Genomic DNA, 18187 nt, shown 5'->3' with positions numbered 1-18187 from the left:
CATCACCCCACCGTCTCCACCGGCAGCGCCGGGGCGCCGTAGGGGACGTTGCGGCGGCCGTAGCGGCGGACGCGAATGTTGCATTGCTCGGCGTGGCCGACGAAGCCTTCGAGGATGCAGAGGCGCGAGCCGATCTCGCCGATGCGGGCGGCGGCCTCGTCGGTCAGGACCTTCTGGTAGCTGTGGGTCTTCAGGAACTTGCCGACCCAGAGCCCGCCGGTATAGCGGCCGGCCCTTTTCGTCGGCAGGGTGTGGTTCGTGCCGATCACCTTGTCGCCGTTGGCAACGTTGGTGCGCGGGCCGAGGAAGAGCGCGCCGTAGGAGTGCATCTTCTCCAGGAACCAGTCGTCGCGATCGGTCATCACCTGCACATGCTCGGAGGCGATGTCGTTGGCGACCGCGAGCATCTCGTCGTAGCCGCCGCAGACGATGACCTCGCCATAGTCCTCCCAGCTCCTTGCCGCGGTGGCGGCCGTGGGCAGGATCGCGAGCAGCCGGTCGATTTCTGCCAGCGTCGCCTCCGCGAGCTTGCGGGAGTTCGTTACCAGCACCGCCGGCGAGTTGTAGCCATGTTCCGCCTGCCCGAGGAGATCGGTGGCCACCATCTCGGCGTCCACTGTCTCGTCGGCAATCACCATGGTCTCGGTCGGCCCGGCGAAGAGGTCGATGCCGACGCGGCCGTAGAGCTGGCGCTTGGCCTCGGCGACGAAGGCGTTGCCGGGGCCGACCAGCATGTCGACGGGGGCGATCGTCTCGGTGCCGATCGCCATGGCGCCGATCGCCTGCACCCCGCCAAGGACGTAGATCTCGTGCGCGCCGCCAAGGTGCATGGCAGCGATCACCGCCGGGTTGGGCTTGCCCTGAAAGGGCGCCGTCGCAGCGACGATGCGCGGCACGCCGGCGACGCTGGCCGTCGCCACCGACATGTGGGCCGAGGCGACCATGGGGAACTTGCCGGCGGGGACGTAGCAGCCGACCGACTGGACCGGGATGTTCTTGTGGCCGAGAATGACGCCGGGCAGCGTCTCGATCTCGATATCCTGCATCGAGTCGCGCTGCGCCTGCGCGAAGTTCCGCACCTGCGCCTGGGCGAAGCGGATGTCCGCGAGATCCTGCGGCGAAACCTCGGCGACGAGGGCGTCGATCTGCGCCGGCGAGAGGCGGAAGCTCGCCGGCGTGTACTTGTCGAACGTCTCGGCATAGTCGCGGACCGCGGCGTCGCCGCGGGCCTCGATGTCCTTCAGGATCGCCTCGACGGTGGCGCGCACCTTGGCGTCGTCCTCGGCCCGCGCGGCCTCGGGCTTGCCGCGCTTGAGATGGTCGATGCTCATGCCCCCGCCCTCACGCCTCGGCGGCGACGGGGCGCGGGGGGGGGTGCGCTCGCCGCGGTCGAAGGCCTCCCAGCCCTCGCCCTTGAAGACGTCGACGCCGATCTGGGCGAGGACGTGGGGGAAGTCCACCATCACCCAGTTGTCGACGATCTTGCCGTCCACGACCTTCCAGAAGTCCATGTAGCGGATTTCCACGCGCTTGCCGGTGGCGGGCACGCCGAGGAACTCGCCGGAGTGCGTCGCCTCCTGGCGGCCGAAGGCGGCGGCCCATTCGCCCATGAAGAGGCGGGCCTCGTCGACGCAGGTCTTGTCGGAAAACGCCGCCTGGAACGGGCGCTGCCAGTTGTCCTGGAACTCCTTCAGGCCGGTCTTCGTGCCGCAGCCATAGTTGCCGAGCCAGCGGAAGCCCTGGGTGAAGAACTGGCCGATATCGTCGATGCGGTGGTCGTTGAGGCCGTCGACCATGCCCTCGATGACGGCGCGGGTGGCGTCGGTCTTCGAGAGGTCGGTATCGCGGGTGAGCACGGCCTGCTCGGGACGGGAACCTTTCACGGGAGTCTCCTTGGTGCTGCGAGGTCCGCGCCTCAGTTGACGAAGCCGGCTTCCTTGGCGGCGGTGTCGTAAGCCTTGGTGGCGTCGGCGAGCGCCTGTTCGGCGGTCTCGCTGCCCTGCAGGTAGCCGATGAGGTTGTCGCCGAGGGCGGTGTGCAGGATGCCCATGGTCGGGACCATCGGGTAGGGCTTGCCGCCGGCCTTCAGCGTCTCGATGACGCCGCGGGCGGCGGGGGTCGGCTCGTAGCCGGCGATCAACCAGGCGGCGACGGTGGGGTTGGCCTTCGCCGTGTCAGGACCAATGGCGTGGACCATGGCCTGGAAGGAGGCGGCCGCGTCCTCGTCGGAAATGTTCCTCGCGATCGTGAAGCCGTCCCACCAGAGGGTCGAGGCCGGGATGGCACCGCCGCCGACCGTGGGGGCGCCGACGAAGAGCGTCTTCGCGCCGATCTCCGGGGCCTTGCCCTTCGGGTCGATGACGCCGGTGGCACGCGAGCCCCAGGCGTTTTCCATGGCAACCTCGCCCGACTGCCACTGCGCCTGCATGGCGTTGGTGTCGAAGGTCACGAAGTCGGGGTTCATGTAGGCGGTGAGCGCCTTCATGGTCTCAAGCGCCTTCACGCCCTTGTCGTTGTCGATGGAGACCCTGGCGGTGCCCGGCTCGAACAGCTCGCCGCCGTAGCCCATGTACATGTTCACGAACTCGGCCGCGAGGTTCCAGCCCGGCTTGTCGCTGGCGGCGAGGGGGTATTTCAGGATTCCCTTCGCGCGGATCGCCTCGGCGGCGGCCAGCACGTCCTCGTAGCTCTTCGGCTGGGTGGTGATGCCCGCCTCGGCCAGGATGTCGGGGCGCAGCCACAGGTGCTGCGCATTGATCTGGAAGGCGATGGCCATGACCTTGCCGTCGATCTTGACGAGCTGGCTCGGCTGAAGGCCCTGCCCATACTGGGCGACGAGATCGTCGAGCGGGCGGATCAGGCCGCCATTCAGCAGCGGCACGATCGAGTCGTTGGCGACGACCGCGACGGAGTAGGTCGCGGGGTCGGTGGTCAGGGCCGGCACCTGCAGGTCCTGGTGGTCGGCGGTCTGGTTGACGGTGACGGTAACTGTCGGGCTGGCGCAGGTCTCCGCCGCCGCGTTGATGACGCCGAGGGCGGGGAAGTCGTTCGAGAGGATGCGCACCGATCCCTTGTCGATGCCGCAGTCCGCGAAGGCCGCAGCGGCAAAGGCGAGGGATGAGGCGGTCAGCAGGAAGGCGAGCTTCATGATGGGGGTCCCTGTCAGAGGTTGGCGGGCACGTTTCCAGCCCAGAGGCGCTGTCCCGCGCCCTTGTCGAACAGATGGCAGATCGCCGGCGGGACGCTGGCATTGACGACGGCGCCGATGCCGGCGCGGTATTCCTTCGGCGCCTTGACCGCGACGAGCGCCTCGCCAATGCGGTAGGCGATCATCGAAGCCTCGCCGAGCAGCTCGATCGAATAGATCGGCGCCGCGATCTCGCCCCCCGCGGGCACGATGGCGGCATCCTCGGCGCGAAAGCCGAGGGTGATCGGGCCGGCGACGTGCGCGGGCAGGCCTGGGACGCGCATCCCCGGCGCCTCGAAGACGCCGTTCGCGATGGTGCCGTCCACGAGGTTCATCGCGGGTGAGCCGATGAAGCTCGCGACGAAGGTGTTGGCGGGATGGTCGTAGATCTCGGTAGGGGTGCCGACCTGCTGGATGACGCCCTTCGACATCACCACCACCCGGTCGGCGAGGGTCATCGCCTCGATCTGGTCGTGGGTAACGTAGATCGTCGTGACCTTGAGGTCGTTCTGCAGGTGCTTGATCTGCGCCCGGGTCGAGACACGCAGCTTGGCGTCGAGGTTCGAGAGCGGCTCGTCCATCAGGAAGACGTTCGGCTGGCGCACGATGGCGCGCCCGAGCGCCACCCGCTGCCGCTGGCCGCCGGAGAGCGCCGCCGGCCGCCGGTCGAGGAACTCCATGAGCTCGACCATCTTCGCGGCCTTCAGCACCCGGTCGCGGTGCTCGGCCGCCGGCACGCCGCGCACGCGCAAGGGGAAGCGGATGTTCTCGTAGACGCTCATGTTCGGGTAGAGGCCGTAGGACTGGAACACCATGGAGATGTCGCGGTCCTTGGGCTCGAGGTCGTTGACGAGCCTGTCGCCAAACCAGATCTCGCCGCCCGATACGTCCTCGAGCCCGGCGATCATCCGCATCGTCGTGGTCTTGCCGCAGCCCGAGGGGCCGAGCAGCACGAGGAATTCCCGGTCGGCGATGGTGAGATCGAAGTTGTCGACCGCCACGTAGTCGCCCCACCGCTTCGACACGTTCTTCAGGCGCAGCTCCGCCATCGGTTCACCCCTTGACCGCGCCGGCGGTCAGGCCGCTGACGATCTGTTTCTGGAAGAAGAGGACGAGCAGGAAGAGCGGCAGGATCGCCGACACCACGGCCGCGACCGCATACATCACCTTGCCCTCGGCCTGGGTCGAGCCGAGGAAGCTCGCGATCTTCGGGATCATCGTCTGGTTGTCCTGGCTGAGCAGCAGCGAGGTCACCGCGAAGTCGTTGTAGGCGAGCAGGAACGAGAAGAGCCCCGTCGTCACCACTCCCGGCCACATCACCGGGATCACCACCATGCGGAACGCCTGGAAGCGCGAGCAGCCGTCGACCATGGCGCTCTCGTCGAGGTCCTTCGGGATCGACAGGAAGAAGCTGTGCAGCATCCAGAGCGTGAAGGGCTGGTTGATCGCCACGAGCACGATGATCGTTGTCGGCAGGATCCCCCAGATGTTCATCTGGAAGAAGGGGAGGAGATAGCCCGAGACCAGGCTGACATGCGGCATGGCGCGGAAGACGAGAGCCGCCATCAGGAGCCAGAAGGTGTAGCGGTAGCCGGATCGGGCGAGCGCATAGCCGCCGAGCGTGCCCATGATCAGCGAGATGACGACGACGAAGAAGACGACGATCGCGGAGTTGATCGCGGCCTTCCAGAAGCCCTGCCCGATCCAGGCGCCCCAGTAGCCCGAGCCGGTGAAGGCGTGGCCGGTCTGCTTCAGGGTGGCCGGGCCGGTGATCGCGTTCATCCAGTCCGTGCGCGAGAAGAAGTCGGCCTCGACCTTGAACGAGCCCCAGGCGGTCCAGAGGAAGGGGAAGGCCGCGACGACGAGCCAGATGAGCACGAACACGGTCGAGAACGCGACGAGCGGGGTGGAGCGGGCGGTTGCCTTGCTGGACATGGGCCTACCTCGCCGACTTGGCGTTGAACTCGCGCCAGGTGCGGATCAGCACGGGCGTGAGCAGGATGGCGACGCCGATGATCGTCAGCATCGAGGTGGCGGCGGCCGAGCCGAAGAGCGGCGTGTCGCCGGCGCGCAGGTCGTTGTAGATGAGCCACGAGAGCGAGGTGGCGCTGGCCTGGGCCGAGAAGCCGATGATCGGCTCGAAGACCCGGAAATTGTCCATGAGCTGGATCAGCGCCACGAAGGTGACGAGCGGCGCGAGGTGCGGGATCACCACGAAGCGGATGCGCTCCCACCGGCTGGCGCCGTCGATCATCGCGGATTCGAGCGTGTCGTCCGGCACGGTCTGCAGCCCGGCGTAGAAGACGATGAAGTTGAAGGGCGCCATATGCCAGACGCCGTAGAGGAACAGCACCAGCCACGTCAGGGTCGGGGACGCCTTAAGCGACAGGTCGGGATCGTTGAACAGGAGTTGCAGCGTGCCGCCGATGATGCCGCGGCTGTCGATCATCCAGAAGAGCACCAGTGACCCGATCAGCGGCGTCACGATCATCGGCAGGAGCGAGAAGAAGATCACCGGCCCCTTCACGATCTTCGGGACGCCATTGACGCCCAGCGCGATCAGGAAGCCCAGGGCAATGACGATGGGGGTGACGACGGCGGTGTAGACGACGGTGAAGAACAGCGCCTTGTAGAAGGGCAGGTTCATCATCGCGCGGAGAGCCGCACCGATGCCCGGGGCCTCGCGCCAGATCTTCGCCACCTCGGCGAAGGCGAGGTGCGAGGCGTTGGTGTAGGTGCCGAGCCAGTTGAACCGGCCCATGGGCTGCTCGGCGCGGAGCTTCGCCATCGCCTCGGCGTCAACCTTGGTCTCGGTCTGGCAGCCGAAGGGGCCGCAGCTCTCGACAGTCGTCACCACCTGCTCATGCTCGACGTAGAGCGACTGGTAGGCGACCGACAGGATCGGCAGGGCGATGAAGAGCAGCATCACCACCAGCGACGGCGCGATGAAGGCGAGGAACGTGCGGTGCGGCATCGGCGGGAATCCGTTGCGAGGCGCGGGACAGGGCGGGAGGGGCTCTCAGTTCAGGAAGCCGTTTTCCTTCGCCGCCGTATTGTAGGCCTGCGTCACGTCGGCGAGCGCCTTCTTTGCGTCCTCCTGCCCCTGCATGTACTCGGCCAGCTCGTTGCCGAGCGCGGTGTGCAGGATGCCCATGTAGGGCAGCATCGGATAGGGCCTGGCGCCGGCCTTGGCGGTGGCGAAGACGCCGGCGAGGGCCGGCGTGGGCTCGGCGCCCGCGATGAGCCAGGCGGTCACGTCCGGGTGCGCCTTCGCGACCTCCGGGCGGATGCCGTGCATCATGGCACGGAACGACGCCTCGGCGTCCTCGTCGGAGATGTTCCCGGCGATGGCGAAGCCGTCCCACCAGAGACTGGAGGCCGGAACCGTACCGCCGCCGACCGTGGGCGCCTCCGTAACGACTGAGTTCTCCGAGACGCCGGGCGCCGCACCCTCGGCATCGACGAAGGCGCCGACGCGCGAGCCCCAGACGGTGGCGATGGCGACCTTGCCGGCCTCCCAGATCGGCTTCACCGAGTTGGTGTCATAGGTCACGAAGTCCCGGCTCATGAAGCCCGACATCGCCTTCAGCGTCGCCAGCGCCTGCGCGCCCTCCTTGTTGTCGATGGCGAGCTTGGCGGTGCCGGGCTCGAAGAACTCGCCGCCATAGCCCTGGTACATGTTCACGAACTCTTCGGCGAGGTCCCAGCCCGGCTTGAAGTTGGCGGCCAGCGGATCCTGCATGATCCCCTTGTCGCGCAGCGCCTGCGCCGCGGCGAGGATGTCCTCGTAGGTCTTCGGCGGCTGGACGCCGGCCTGCTCCAGCAGATCCTTGCGGTAGACCACATGCTGGTCGTTGATCATGAAGGCGATGCCCATCACCTTGCCGTCGACCTTGACGAGCTGGTTCGGCGTCAGCTGCTGGCCCCATTTCGCCACGTATTCGTCGAGGGGCCGGATCAGGCCGCCGTTCAGCAGCGGGACGATGGAATTGTTCGCCACCATGGCGACCGTGTAGGTCGCGGGATCGGTGGTGAGCGCGGGGACCTGGATGGTCTTGTGCTCGGTGGTCTGGTTCTTCGTCACCGTGACCGTCGCGCTTGCGCATTCCTCGGCGCCGCTCGCAACGATGTGGAGCGCCTCGAAGTCGTTCGACAGGATGCGCACCGACCCCTTCTCGATGCCGCAGTCGGCCCAGGCCGCCGACCCCGCAAGGAGCGCGGCCGCCCCAAACGATGCCCCGACCGACGCCACGAGAAGTCCCTTCATCGGTAGCCTCCTGCTGATGGATGCCGCGGGCGTTCCGCTCCGAGGCCGGTTAGCACTGCTTCTGCTGGTCGGGGCCCTCGGGATTCGCCGCCGCGGCCCGCCGATGCCCCGGTGTTAACACTTCATGAATACGCTTGCAACGCCGCTTTGCAATCGTATTCACAAAGTGCTATCCAGAGGCGCTCGCCAAAGGAGGGGTAGCGGTGCCGACGAACCATCTCGAGACCAAGCACTGGCTCCACGCCGGGCTCGCGCGCCTCGCCGAGGCCGGCCCGGGGGGCGCGGCCGCCGTGCTCGCCAACCTCTACGCCCCTGACGCCGAATGGCGCGGCGCCCACCCGTTGAACGAGATGCGCGGGGCCGAGGCGATCGCCGCCGCGGTCTGGGAGCCGCTCTTCGCCGCCTGCCCCGACCTCGAGCGCCGCGACCTCATCGTCGCGGCCGGGACTTTCGAGGGGCGCGACTACGTGGCGGCGGTCGGGCACTATTGCGGCGTGTTCCATGCCGACTGGCTCGGCATTCCCGCCACCGGCCGCACCGTCTATCTGCGCTACGGCGAGGTGCACGAGGTGCGGGGCGGGCGCATCGTGCAGTCGAGCTGCCTCTGGGACATCCTCGACCTGATCCGCCAGGCCGGCCTCTGGCCGCTCCCCCCGAGCCTCGGCGCCGAGGGCATGTGGCCCGGCCCGATCACCGGCGAGGGCCTGCGCCTCGCCCCGGCCAACTCGGCGCAGTCGGCCGCGAGCCTTGCCCAGACGCTCGCCATGCAAGGCACCCTCGGCGCCTTCCGCGACCATGAGGATGCCGGCCGCGAGGAACTCCTCGCCATGCCGCAGCGGGCGCACTGGCACGAGCGGATGATGTGGTACGGCCCGGCGGGCATCGGCACCACCCGCGGCCTCCCCGGCTTCGTCGACCAGCACCAGCTGCCCTTCCGCATCGCCTTCCCGAACCGCAAGGGCGGCCAGCACTATATCCGCATCGGCGACGGCCCGATCTCCGTCACCGGCGGCTGGCCGAGCGTCACCGCCACCCACACCGGCGGCGGCTTCCTCGGCCTCGGCCCCACCGGGCGGCTGGTCGGAATGCGGGTGATGGACTTCTACCTGCACCATGAGGGGCTGATCCGCGAGAACTGGGTCCCGCTCGACATCCTCGACCTGCTGATGCAGCTCGGCGTCGACGTGCTGGCGCGCTTGCGCGACTTGCGCCGCCGCTGACCTGTGGGCGCCACGTCCCTTCTTCCGGCCAGAAACCTGGAGAGCAGTGCCGGGGGTGCGGGGGCGGCGAGCGCCCCGCCGGTGCGGGCCTGCAGGCCCGCACCCAGCAAAGAAGCCTGCGCGCACCTGCGCGCTCAAGTTGCCGCCAAAGGGCGGCGATCCTCAAACCTCGTCCGCGCCCCGCTTGTCCGCCATCTGCGCGAGCTTCACCTGCATCAGCATGGAAAGCTCGTCATAGACCCGCCACTCGTCGACGATGCGGCCGCTCCTGTAGTGGAAATGGCTCATCCCCATGACCTGCACCCGCTTGCCGGTCGGCGCGCCGAGCGACTGAAGCAGGCCATAGCCGAGATGATGCCCTTCCATGATCCAGCGCACCGCCACCTTGGTTCCGCCCTCCTCGCAGGGCACCGAGCAGATGTGCTGCGGCAGGAAGGCCGCGTCCGGGAATGACCCGAACAGACCGATCGTCTGCTGCATGACCGAGGCGATGCCGTAGAGCTCGACCATCAGCGGGCCGTGGAACATCACTGTGGGTGCGTAGACGTCCTTGATCCTGCCGAACATCCGCCGGTTGAAGACTTCGTGCATCCAGCGCAGCGTCTCCCGCTCGATGTCGTTGTGCGCGATCTCAAGGTCGGGCTCCGCCTCGGGCGGATACTGCCCGATCAGCCGCCGGTTCTCGCCGATGTCGAGCGCCAGCATCCCCTTCTCGAAATGCCCGCGCGCCAGCCCCTCGGCGAAGGCGTGCGGATCGAGTCCGAGCTGCCGGAGGATCGCCATCGTGTCGGCGACGATCCACTCTCGATAGATCCTGTTCTCGTAGACCATGCAGTCGGCGATGGTGCGCGAAGTGAAGGTCCGCCCGGTGGGCGCGCCGTAGTGCCCGGCCTGGGTATGCCGCCCGGTGCCGGTGACGAGGTGCGAGGTGTAGAAGCCGTCGTCCTCGTTCCCCGACCAGATCACCTGCGTCGCCATCCCGCGCCGCTCCGGCAGCGAGACCAGCCGCTGGATCGTGTCGTGGACCACCTCCTCGCGGGTGTAGAGGGTCTTGGTCGTCAGGTAGACATAAGGGTTGTGCGTGTAGTGCGTGTAGATCAGCCCCACGTCGCGCTCGTCCCAGATCAGGTGCGTGCAGCGGACGATATAGTCGACGATGTCGGTATAGATCGGATCGAACCCGCGCATCGGCTGCACCCGCGGCCGGTTTTCCGGCACCAGATCGACGAAATCGCGGCGCTCCACCTGCAGCACGCTGCGGGCAGCGACGGGACCGGCATCGTCCCCGCACGCGTCCCCCTCGTCGTCCGACCGGGCCTGTTCCAGACGCGCCATGATTCCCTCCTCGCGCTTGTCCGCCGTCAGAGAGCACGTTTTGATTACGTATGCAACCGATACCCCCCTCTCCCGCCGGCGATTGACAGGCGCCCCCGGCGCGCGGCAGTTTCCAGCCGGCGCGGCAGGAGGATCGGCGATTGGCGGTGCTCGACGGACCCGATGGATTGCCGCGCTGTGGTTGGTGCCTCTCGACGCCGCAATACCTCGCCTACCATGATACCGAGTGGGGGTTTCCGGTGTCGGACGACCGCCGGCTCTTCGAGAAGCTCTGTCTCGAGGGGTTCCAGTCGGGACTGAGCTGGCGGACGATCCTGCAGAAGCGTGAGGCATTCCGCGCGGCCTTCGACGGCTTCGATATCGAGACGGTCGCGGGCTATGGCGAGGCGGAGGTGGCGCGGCTGCTCGCCGACGCCGGCATCGTGCGTCATCGCGGCAAGATCGAGGCGACGATCAACAACGCGCGGTGCGCCCGCGCGCTCGTCGCCGAGAAGGGCTCGATCGCCGCCCATGTCTGGGCGTTCGAGGCGCCGGCGCGGGACGGCGGGCCGGTGGTGTCCACCACGCCCGAGTCCGTCGCGCTGTCGAAGGATCTGAAGAAGCGCGGCTGGCGCTTCGTCGGGCCGACCACGGTCTACGCGTTCATGCAGGCCATGGGCCTCGTCAACGACCACGCCGACGGCTGCGCGCTGAAGCCCGCGGTGGCGCGCGCCCGCGCCGCCTTCACGCCGCCCGCCTGAGAAGCGGGCTCGCCGGAAACGGCAGGGATCCGGGCGTCGATCCGGGCGATGCCTCTACTCCTCCACAAGTCGCGTCCTACCGCCGGAGGACTTGCCAAACCGGGCGCATTCAGCGCAGGCATGGCGTTATGTGATTCACCTGCATAAAGCCTCGCCGATGCCGCTCCACGCCGAGATTTCGCTGCACGCGCCGAACGGCTCGCCGCTGGGCGAGCCGCGGATTGCGCTGCTCGAGGCGATCGGCCGCGAGGGCAGCATCTCGGGGGCGGCCCGGGCGCTCGGGCTCAGCTATCGCGGCGCGTGGGACGCGATCTGCGCGATGAACAACCTCGTCGGCCGGCCGCTGGTGGCGGGCCAGACCGGCGGGCGCAGCGGCGGGGGCGCCCGCCTGACCGAGGACGGCGTGCGGCTGATCGCCGGCTTTCGCCGCCTGCAGGTCGAGATGGCGCGCGCGTTCAACGCGGTCGCGCCCGAGCTTGCGGCGGGCCCCGCGGGCGAGGCCATGCGCGCCATGCTGGTCGGCTTTCGCCGCACCAGCGCCCGGAACGCCCTGTGGGGCCGGGTGGTGTCGACCGTCGAGGGGGCGGTCAACGCCGAGGTCGGGCTGGAGATCGCCGAGGGCGTCATCCTGCGGGCGACGCTGACCAGCCGGAGCCTGCGCGAGCTCGGCCTCTTTCCCGGCCAGCCGGCCGTGGCCCTCGTCAAAGCGCCGATGATCGCTATCCTGCCGACGCCCGCCGCGGCCAGCGTCGCGGGCAATCGCATTGCGGGCGTCGTTGCCTACGTGGCGCAGGACGCGACCTCGACCGAGATCAGCCTCGACGTCGGCGGCGGCAAGACGCTCTGCGCCATCCTCGCCAGCGGCGCCGATACCGCGCCCGGCTTCGGCGTCGGCGACCCGGCCGTCGCAGCCATCGACCCCGCCCACGTCATCCTCGCCGTCGAATGAAGGAGACTGCCATGAAGAAGACCGTCGCAGCCCTGCTGCTCATCTGGTCCGCGTCCGCGGCCTTTGCGGGCGACACCAAGGTCGCCGTTGCCGCCAACTTCACCGAGCCGGCGACGGAGATCGCCAAGCTCTTCACCGAGAAGACCGGGCACACCGCGACGCTGAGCTTTGGTGCCAGCGGGCAGTTCTACACCCAGATCACCCAAGGGGCGCCCTTCGAGGTGTTCCTCTCCGCCGACGCCGCCCGCCCGGCCAAGGCGGTGGAAGAAGGCTTCGGCGTACCGGGCTCGGTCTTCACCTATGCGATCGGCACGCTGGTCCTGTGGAGCAAGGATCCGGCGCTCGTCACCGGGCCGGAGACGCTGAAGGAGCCGCGCTTCGACCACATTGCCATCGCCGACCCGAAGTCTGCGCCCTACGGCGCCGCAGCCGTCGAGACGATGAAGAACCTCGGGGTCTACGACGCGCTGGCCCCGCAGATCGTGCAGGGCACCAACATCGCGCAGGCGCAGCAGTTCGTGGAGACCGGCAACGCCGCGCTCGGTTTCGTGGCGCTGGCGCAGGTCATCAAGATCGAGGGCGGCTCGCGCTGGGACGTGCCCGAGGATCTGCACGCGCCGATCAAGCAGGACGCGGTTCTGTTGAAGACCGGAGCGGACAACGAGGCGGCAAAGGCGTTCCTCGACTTCCTGAAGGGTCCCGAGGCGCAGGAGGTCATCAAGTCCTTCGGCTACGCGCTCGCGCCCGAGCTGGAGGGCGCGTCGGGCTGACATGGGAACAGGCTGGGGCATCGACTGGCAGGCCATCCGGCTGACGCTCGAACTCGCGACCGTCACGACGGTGATCCTCCTTCTCATCGGTACGCCGCTTGCCTGGTGGCTCGCCCGCTCGACGGCGCGATGGAAGGAGGTGGTGGCCGCGCTGGTCGCCCTGCCGCTCGTGCTTCCGCCGACGGTGCTCGGCTTCTACCTTCTGGTCGCCCTCGGTCCGCAGGGACCGGGCGGCTGGATCGCCGGGCTCTGGGGCGGGCGGACGCTCGCATTCACCTTTCAGGCGCTGGTGATCGCCTCTGTCGTCGCCTCGCTGCCCTTCGTCGTCCAGCCGATCCGCAATGCCTTCGAGGCGATCGGCGCGCGTCCGTTCGAGGTGACGGCAACGCTGCGGGCCTCGCCGCTCGACGCCTTCGTCACGGTCGCGCTGCCGTTGGCCAGTCCCGGTTTCCTGACCGCGATGGTTCTCGGCTTTGCCCACACCGTCGGCGAGTTCGGCGTGGTGCTGATGATCGGCGGCGCGATCCCCGGCCAGACCAAGGTTCTGTCGATCGCCATCTACGAGCTGGTCGAGACCATGCAGTGGCGGGCGGCGCACCTGCTCTCGGCCGGGATGCTGGTCTTCTCCTTCGCGGTCATCCTCGCGATGATGGTGCTGGAGAAGCGCATGAGCCGGATCGGGCGGTGAGGGATGTCGATCCCCCGGCGTCGGGCCTTGCCGCCCGCTTCCACGGTACGCTCGGCGGCTTCACCCTCGATGTCGCCTTCGAAGCGCCCGCGCGCGGCGTCACGGCGCTGTTCGGGCCGTCCGGCTGCGGCAAGACCAGTGTCCTGCGCGCGGTGGCCGGCCTGCACCGCTTTTCCGATGGCTTCTTCGAGCTGGGCGGCGATGTCTGGCAGGACGGCTCGGCGTTCCGGCCGGTCCACCGCCGCCCGATCGGCTACGTCTTTCAGGAGGCGAGCCTGTTCCCGCACCTGTCGGTGCGCCGCAATCTCGACTATGGCCGCCGCCGGGCGCTGAAGGGCGGCGCTGCGGAGACGATCCGCTTCGACGACGTGGTCGACCTGCTGGGCCTCGCCCGCCTGCTGGAGCGGGCGCCCGGCGCCTTGTCGGGGGGCGAGCGCCAGCGCGTCTCGCTCGGCCGTGCGCTGCTCTCCCAGCCGCGGCTGCTCCTGATGGACGAACCCCTGTCCGCGCTCGACCGCTTCGCGAAGGAGGAGATCCTGCCGTATTTCGAGCGGCTTCAGGACAGTCTCGGGCTTCCGACGCTCTATGTCAGCCACGACATCGGTGAGGTGGAGCGCCTGGCCGACCATGTCGTTCTGATGGCAGCCGGCCGCGTTACGGCAGCGGGACCGCTCGCCGAGCTTCAGGCGCGGCCCGACCTGCCGCTCGCGCGGATGCCGGAGGCTTCGGTGACGCTCGCCGCGGAGGTTGTCGCGCATGATGCGGCCTACGACCTCACCACGCTCGCGGTGCGCGGGGCGCAGTTGCTGGCGCCCGGCCGCTTCGGCGCGGTGGGGAGCCTGCGGCGGGTGCGCATCGCCGGATCCGACGTCGCGCTCGTCCGCGACCCGCCGCAGTCGAGCAGCATCCTGAACTGTCCGCCCGCCCGCATCGTCGAGGCGGCGCCGCACGGGACGGGCATGATGACCGTTGTCCTCGCGCTCGGTGCAGACGGATCGGGGGCCCGCATCCTCGCCCGGATCTCCCGCCGGTCCTGGGATCATCTGCATCTCGGCCCCGGCCAGCCGGTCTTCGCCCAGATCAAGGGTGTCGCACTCGTCTCCCAGCCTGCGCCCGAGGGCTGACCGCCGCGGGCAATGCGCGGCAGCGCCGTGGCGTCCGATCCTCGTCCAGAACGCCTTCAGCCTTGTCACATCGTACCGAGCGAGGCGATTTCGATATGCGGTCGTGAAGGCGAGCGACGTCATGGTCGGCGTGGACTGACCACGCGACCGGCTGGCCGGCGCTGGCCGGCCGGCACCAGCGCGGGAGAGAGCGCCCGGTGCGTGGTCGAGCCGGCAGCGCATCACGCCGCCTCTGGTCCTCCCGCCCGTCGGCGCATATGCGGGCGGCAGCAACGCAGGGGACGAGGCGATGGCCGACGGCGACGAGGATTACGTCTATGACGAGGCGAGCGGCGAATGGCGCCCCGCCTCCGAGATCGCGGCGGCCAGCGCGCGCGTGGTGCGCGACGCATCGGGCAACCCGCTGGCCGACGGCGACTCCGTCGTGCTCGTGAAGGATCTGAAGGTGAAGGGTGCCGGCCAGACGCTGAAGCAGGGCACGGTGATCCGCTCGATCCGCCTCACCGACAACGACGAGGAGATCGACTGCCGCCACGACACGATCAAGGGCCTGGTGCTGCGCACCGAGTTCGTGCGCAAGCGATAGCGCGCAGCGTCGGCGACCGGACGGTCTCGGCTGGCGGGCGCGTGAGCCGGGCTGATCCGGCTTCGCGGCCAGCCCCTTCCCGCTATCCCTGATCGGCCGTCGATCTGGCCCGAGCCTCGCCGCCGCCGTAGGCCGCGACCGGCGGGTAGAGCGCGCGGAAGGCCGCGAGGCGATCCTCGCAGGCGGGGCCAAGGGCGCGATCGGGCGCGACCTCGTGCGCGGCAGGGGGCACCGCCACCTCGGCGAGGGACAGGCCGCTGCCGAGCATCGCGAGCCGCACGGCACCGAGCGCCGAGCCGCCTTCGGCCCCGTCCGCGACCGCAAGGGGGCGGCCGAGGACCGTCGCGAGCATCCGTGTCCACGTCCGGCTGCGCGCCCCGCCGCCGATGACCATCGGCACCTCGGCGACGGTGCTGGAGGCGCGGAGCACGCGATCCGCGTCGGCGAGCGCGAAGCAGACCCCTTCGAGCGCCGCCTGGACGAGATCGCGCCCGTCGGTGGCGCGGTCGAGGCCGAAGATCGCGCCCTTGGCCCGCGGGTCGCCGTGCGGCGTGCGCACCCCGTCGAGATAGGGCAGCATCAGGACCGGGCCCGGCCCGGACCAGCCGCGCGCGTCGATCGCGTCGAGCGCGGCGGCGGGCGAGCCGGCGCCGGTCAGCGCGCACGCCCAGTCGAAGACCGAACCGCAGCCGAGGATCGCCGCCATGCGATACCATCGCCCGGGCAGGCAGTGGGCGAAATGGTGCAGCGTCGGGTTGTCCGGCGGCGCATACGCATCCGAGGCGGCGAGGTAGAGGGCGCCGGTGCCGAGCGAGATCATCGCCAGCCGGGAGTCGACGCACGCCGTGGCGAGGGCGCCGGTGGCGGCATCGGCTCCACCGCAGATCACAGGCACGCGCGGCAGGCCGAGCGCGTCGGCGACGGCGGGCCGGAGCGTCCCGGCCGTGGCCGTCGCCTCGAGAATCGGCGGCAGGGTCTCCGGGTCGAGGCCGAGGAACGCGCAGACCTCGGGCGACCATCGGCGGGCGCCCTGGTCGAAGAGCTGGGTTCCCCCCGCGTCGGAGGCATCGGTCGCCCAGTCGCCGGTGAGCCACAGCCGCACGAAGTCCTTCGGCAGCACGATCTTGCGGATCGCCACGAAGCACGCCGGCTCGTTTTCCGCGAGCCAGTCGAGCTTGGCCGCGGTGAAGCTCGTCATCGCGCCGACGCCGGTGATCGCCGCGAGGTCGGGAAAGCCGTCGCGGACGCGGGCGAGGAAGCCCTCGCCGCGCGAGTCGTTCCACAGCATGGCCGGGCGGAGGGGGCTGCCGTCGGCGTCGAGGGCGACGAGGCCGTGCATCTGACCGGAGAGGCCGATGGCGCGGAGGTCGTGCGCGACGGCGGGAACGCGGGCGCGGATCTCGGCGACGGCCTGACGCGCGGCAGCGATCCAGAGCGCGGGGTCCTGCTCGGCGAGGCCCGGCCCGGGGGACTGGATCGGGTAGGCAGCCCGGGCGACGGCGAGGGGCTGCTGCGCGGAATCGCAGAGCAGGGCCTTGAGCCCCGAGGTCCCGAGATCTAGGCCAAGGTACATGCGCGTCCACCCGTTTGTTTACAACTTTTGTATATTTCATTATATCTAAGTCAACCGTAACCTTCGACTTGCTACGTCCCGCTGACGCCCCGGCCCGCGGTCACTTCGGACGGTCCTGCGACGAACGCCGTCGGGCAGACACACAAGGCCAGCAAGGCCCAAGCAAGATTGAAGAGGAGGAATCCGCATGTCGTCCAGCCTGTCCCGGAGCGTCCTCGCGGCGCTCGCCTTGTGCGCCGTAACGCCCGTCTACGCCGCGGACGTATCGGCCTGCCTGATCACCAAGACGGATACCAACCCCTTCTTCGTCAAGATGAAGGAAGGCGCCCAGGCCAAGGCCAAGGAGCTTGGCGTCAAGCTGCAGACCTTTGCCGGCAAGATCGACGGCGACACCGAGAGCCAGGTGCAGGCGATCGAGACCTGCATCGCGAGCGGCGCCAAGGGCATCCTGCTCGTGCCGTCGGACTCGGCTGGCATCGTGCCGCAGGTGAAGAAGGCCCGCGATGCCGGCATCCTCGTCATCGCGCTCGACACTGGTGTCGCCCTCGTCACCGACAAGCCGATCCCGGGCGTCGAGTTCGATCTCCTCCGAGGAGGGGCTGAAGCTCTGCTGGGGATGACGACACGCCGGCGGTCCCCGGACCGCCGGCACCCTCGGCGTCAGTCGCCGCACGTTGTCCGCCTTGATGCGCGGCGGCGGCTGCCTTAGGTCTGGCAGGCAGCAATCCTCGCCCGCGGCGGGGTCGTGGTCGAACAGGATGACTTCATGCCGAAGCTCGCCCGAACCACGCAGACCGCCCTCGCCGACACCGCGCCACTCCGCCTCCGCGCCGCGTGGCTCTACCATCTGCGCCGGCGGACCCAGGGCGAGATCGCCGAAGACCTCGGCGTCAGCCGCTCGACCGTGATCCAGCTGCTCGAGGAGGCCCGGCGGCGGGGCGAAATCCAGAATCTGGATCGAGCCGACGCCGGGCGAGCTGGCCGGGCTCGCGGCGGAGCTCTGCGGCCTCTACGGGATGTCGGAGGTGCTGATCGCCCCGGGCGAAGGGACCCCGGAGGAAACGGCCGCCGACGTCGGCGCGGTGCTCGGCCGCTATCTTTCCGGCGCGATTCAGGACGGCATGGTCATCGGCGCCGGCTGGGGGCGGACACTGGCGGCGGCGCTGGCGACGTTCCGGCCGCAGCGGCGGCGCAATGTCGAGGTGGTGTCGCTGCTCGGCGGCCTGCTCGCACCCGACACGCTGAACCCCATCGACTTCTCCTGGCAGATCGCCACGGCGCTCGGCGCGGAGTGCTCGCTGTTCCTCGCGCCGCTCATCGTCGACTCCCCCGAGACCAAGGACCGGCTGCTCGACGCCTGCGGGCTCGGCGCCCTGACCGAGATGGCGCAGCGGCTCGACCTCGCGGTGGTGAGCTGCGGCGATGTCGGTCCCGGGGGATCGTCGTTCAGCCGGCAGTTCCTGTTGCCGGACGACCTCGACGGCCTGCTCGCCGCCGGTGCGATCTGCGACACGCTCTGCCAGTTTCTCGATGCCGAGGGCCGGACGATCGACCACCCGATCCGCCATCGGGTGATGTCGGTCGACCTCGACATCGTTGCCAGCGCGCCCCACGTCATCCTCGCCTCGGGCGGGCGGGCGCGGGCGCCGGCGATCCGCGCGGCGATCCTGCGCACCCGCTGCCGGACGCTCGTCACCGACGAGGCGGCGGCGCGGGAGCTGGTCGCGCTGAGCGCCGCCGGCGGCTGA

The 18187-nt window shown here is 69.4% G+C and carries 17 protein-coding genes and 2 pseudogenes; 10 read left to right on the top strand and 9 right to left on the bottom strand.

The window, feature by feature from the left end:
• Positions 1-2: 2 nt before the first annotated feature.
• The 7 genes and pseudogenes from hisD to QM699_RS17710 all read right to left on the bottom strand — a co-directional run bounded on the left by hisD (position 3) and on the right by QM699_RS17710 (position 7454).
• On the bottom strand, positions 3-1331 hold the full coding sequence (gene hisD, locus QM699_RS17740) for a histidinol dehydrogenase (protein ID WP_415012796.1): 1329 nt from the start codon (positions 1329-1331) through the stop codon (positions 3-5).
• Between the two features lie 111 nt (positions 1332-1442).
• Positions 1443-1796, bottom strand: a pseudogene (locus tag QM699_RS17735) (ester cyclase); the annotation flags it as partial.
• A gap of 119 nt (positions 1797-1915) precedes the next feature.
• On the bottom strand, positions 1916-3148 hold the full coding sequence (locus tag QM699_RS17730; protein ID WP_415012344.1) for an ABC transporter substrate-binding protein: 1233 nt from the start codon (positions 3146-3148) through the stop codon (positions 1916-1918).
• A gap of 14 nt (positions 3149-3162) precedes the next feature.
• A complete protein-coding gene (locus QM699_RS17725; protein WP_415012343.1) occupies positions 3163-4236 on the bottom strand; it encodes an ABC transporter ATP-binding protein in 1074 nt (357 codons plus the stop codon).
• A 4-nt stretch (positions 4237-4240) separates the two neighbouring features.
• Positions 4241-5122 (bottom strand): carbohydrate ABC transporter permease, encoded by an 882-nt coding sequence (locus QM699_RS17720; protein ID WP_415012342.1) that lies wholly within the window; start codon positions 5120-5122, stop codon positions 4241-4243.
• 4 nt (positions 5123-5126) lie between these two features.
• A complete protein-coding gene (locus QM699_RS17715; protein WP_415012341.1) occupies positions 5127-6161 on the bottom strand; it encodes a carbohydrate ABC transporter permease in 1035 nt (344 codons plus the stop codon).
• Between the two features lie 45 nt (positions 6162-6206).
• Positions 6207-7454 carry an ABC transporter substrate-binding protein gene (locus QM699_RS17710; protein ID WP_415012340.1) on the bottom strand — a complete coding sequence of 416 codons (1248 nt, stop codon included), beginning with the start codon at positions 7452-7454 and terminating at the stop codon, positions 6207-6209.
• A gap of 203 nt (positions 7455-7657) precedes the next feature.
• On the opposite strand from QM699_RS17710, the gene QM699_RS17705 reads away from it, so the two are divergent.
• Positions 7658-8674: an ester cyclase gene (locus tag QM699_RS17705; RefSeq protein ID WP_415012339.1), complete on the top strand. Its 1017-nt coding sequence runs from the start codon at positions 7658-7660 to the stop codon at positions 8672-8674.
• A 162-nt stretch (positions 8675-8836) separates the two neighbouring features.
• On the opposite strand, the gene QM699_RS17700 is transcribed toward QM699_RS17705, so the two are convergent.
• Positions 8837-10009 (bottom strand): ester cyclase, encoded by a 1173-nt coding sequence (locus QM699_RS17700; RefSeq protein WP_415012338.1) that lies wholly within the window; start codon positions 10007-10009, stop codon positions 8837-8839.
• Between the two features lie 140 nt (positions 10010-10149).
• Between QM699_RS17700 and QM699_RS17695 the strand changes: the two genes are divergently transcribed.
• From QM699_RS17695 to QM699_RS17670, 6 genes are all read left to right on the top strand, one after another.
• Positions 10150-10749 (top strand): DNA-3-methyladenine glycosylase I, encoded by a 600-nt coding sequence (locus QM699_RS17695; RefSeq protein ID WP_415012337.1) that lies wholly within the window; start codon positions 10150-10152, stop codon positions 10747-10749.
• Between the two features lie 157 nt (positions 10750-10906).
• Entirely contained in the window at positions 10907-11698 is a 792-nt protein-coding gene (locus QM699_RS17690; protein ID WP_415012336.1) for a TOBE domain-containing protein, read from the top strand.
• 11 nt (positions 11699-11709) lie between these two features.
• Positions 11710-12468 carry a molybdate ABC transporter substrate-binding protein gene (gene modA, locus QM699_RS17685; RefSeq protein WP_415012335.1) on the top strand — a complete coding sequence of 253 codons (759 nt, stop codon included), beginning with the start codon at positions 11710-11712 and terminating at the stop codon, positions 12466-12468.
• A gap of 1 nt (position 12469) precedes the next feature.
• Entirely contained in the window at positions 12470-13156 is a 687-nt protein-coding gene (modB, locus tag QM699_RS17680; protein ID WP_415012334.1) for a molybdate ABC transporter permease subunit, read from the top strand.
• The gene (modC, locus tag QM699_RS17675; RefSeq protein WP_415012333.1) at positions 13153-14280 is read left to right on the top strand and encodes a molybdenum ABC transporter ATP-binding protein; all 1128 of its coding nucleotides are present in this window, start codon (positions 13153-13155) and stop codon (positions 14278-14280) included. Before modB ends, modC begins: the two co-directional genes overlap by 4 nt.
• 289 nt (positions 14281-14569) lie before the next feature.
• Positions 14570-14866, top strand: a complete 297-nt coding sequence (locus QM699_RS17670) for an alkylphosphonate utilization protein (RefSeq protein ID WP_415012332.1) — start codon at positions 14570-14572, stop codon at positions 14864-14866.
• A gap of 82 nt (positions 14867-14948) precedes the next feature.
• On the opposite strand, the gene xylB is transcribed toward QM699_RS17670, so the two are convergent.
• Positions 14949-16439: a xylulokinase gene (gene xylB / locus QM699_RS17665; protein ID WP_415012331.1), complete on the bottom strand. Its 1491-nt coding sequence runs from the start codon at positions 16437-16439 to the stop codon at positions 14949-14951.
• 187 nt (positions 16440-16626) lie between these two features.
• Between xylB and QM699_RS17660 the strand changes: the two genes are divergently transcribed.
• The 3 genes and pseudogenes from QM699_RS17660 (at position 16627) to QM699_RS17650 (ending at position 18187) form a co-directional block, all read left to right on the top strand.
• A complete protein-coding gene (locus tag QM699_RS17660; protein WP_415012330.1) occupies positions 16627-17148 on the top strand; it encodes a substrate-binding domain-containing protein in 522 nt (173 codons plus the stop codon).
• Between the two features lie 57 nt (positions 17149-17205).
• Positions 17206-17364, top strand: a pseudogene (locus QM699_RS17655) (helix-turn-helix domain-containing protein); the annotation flags it as partial.
• 25 nt (positions 17365-17389) lie between these two features.
• Positions 17390-18187 carry a sugar-binding transcriptional regulator gene (locus QM699_RS17650; RefSeq protein WP_415012795.1) on the top strand — a complete coding sequence of 266 codons (798 nt, stop codon included), beginning with the start codon at positions 17390-17392 and terminating at the stop codon, positions 18185-18187.

The organism is Amaricoccus sp., from assembly GCF_047602525.1.
Lineage (GTDB): Bacteria > Pseudomonadota > Alphaproteobacteria > Rhodobacterales > Rhodobacteraceae > Amaricoccus.
This window is presented reverse-complemented; position numbering and strand designations above follow the sequence as displayed.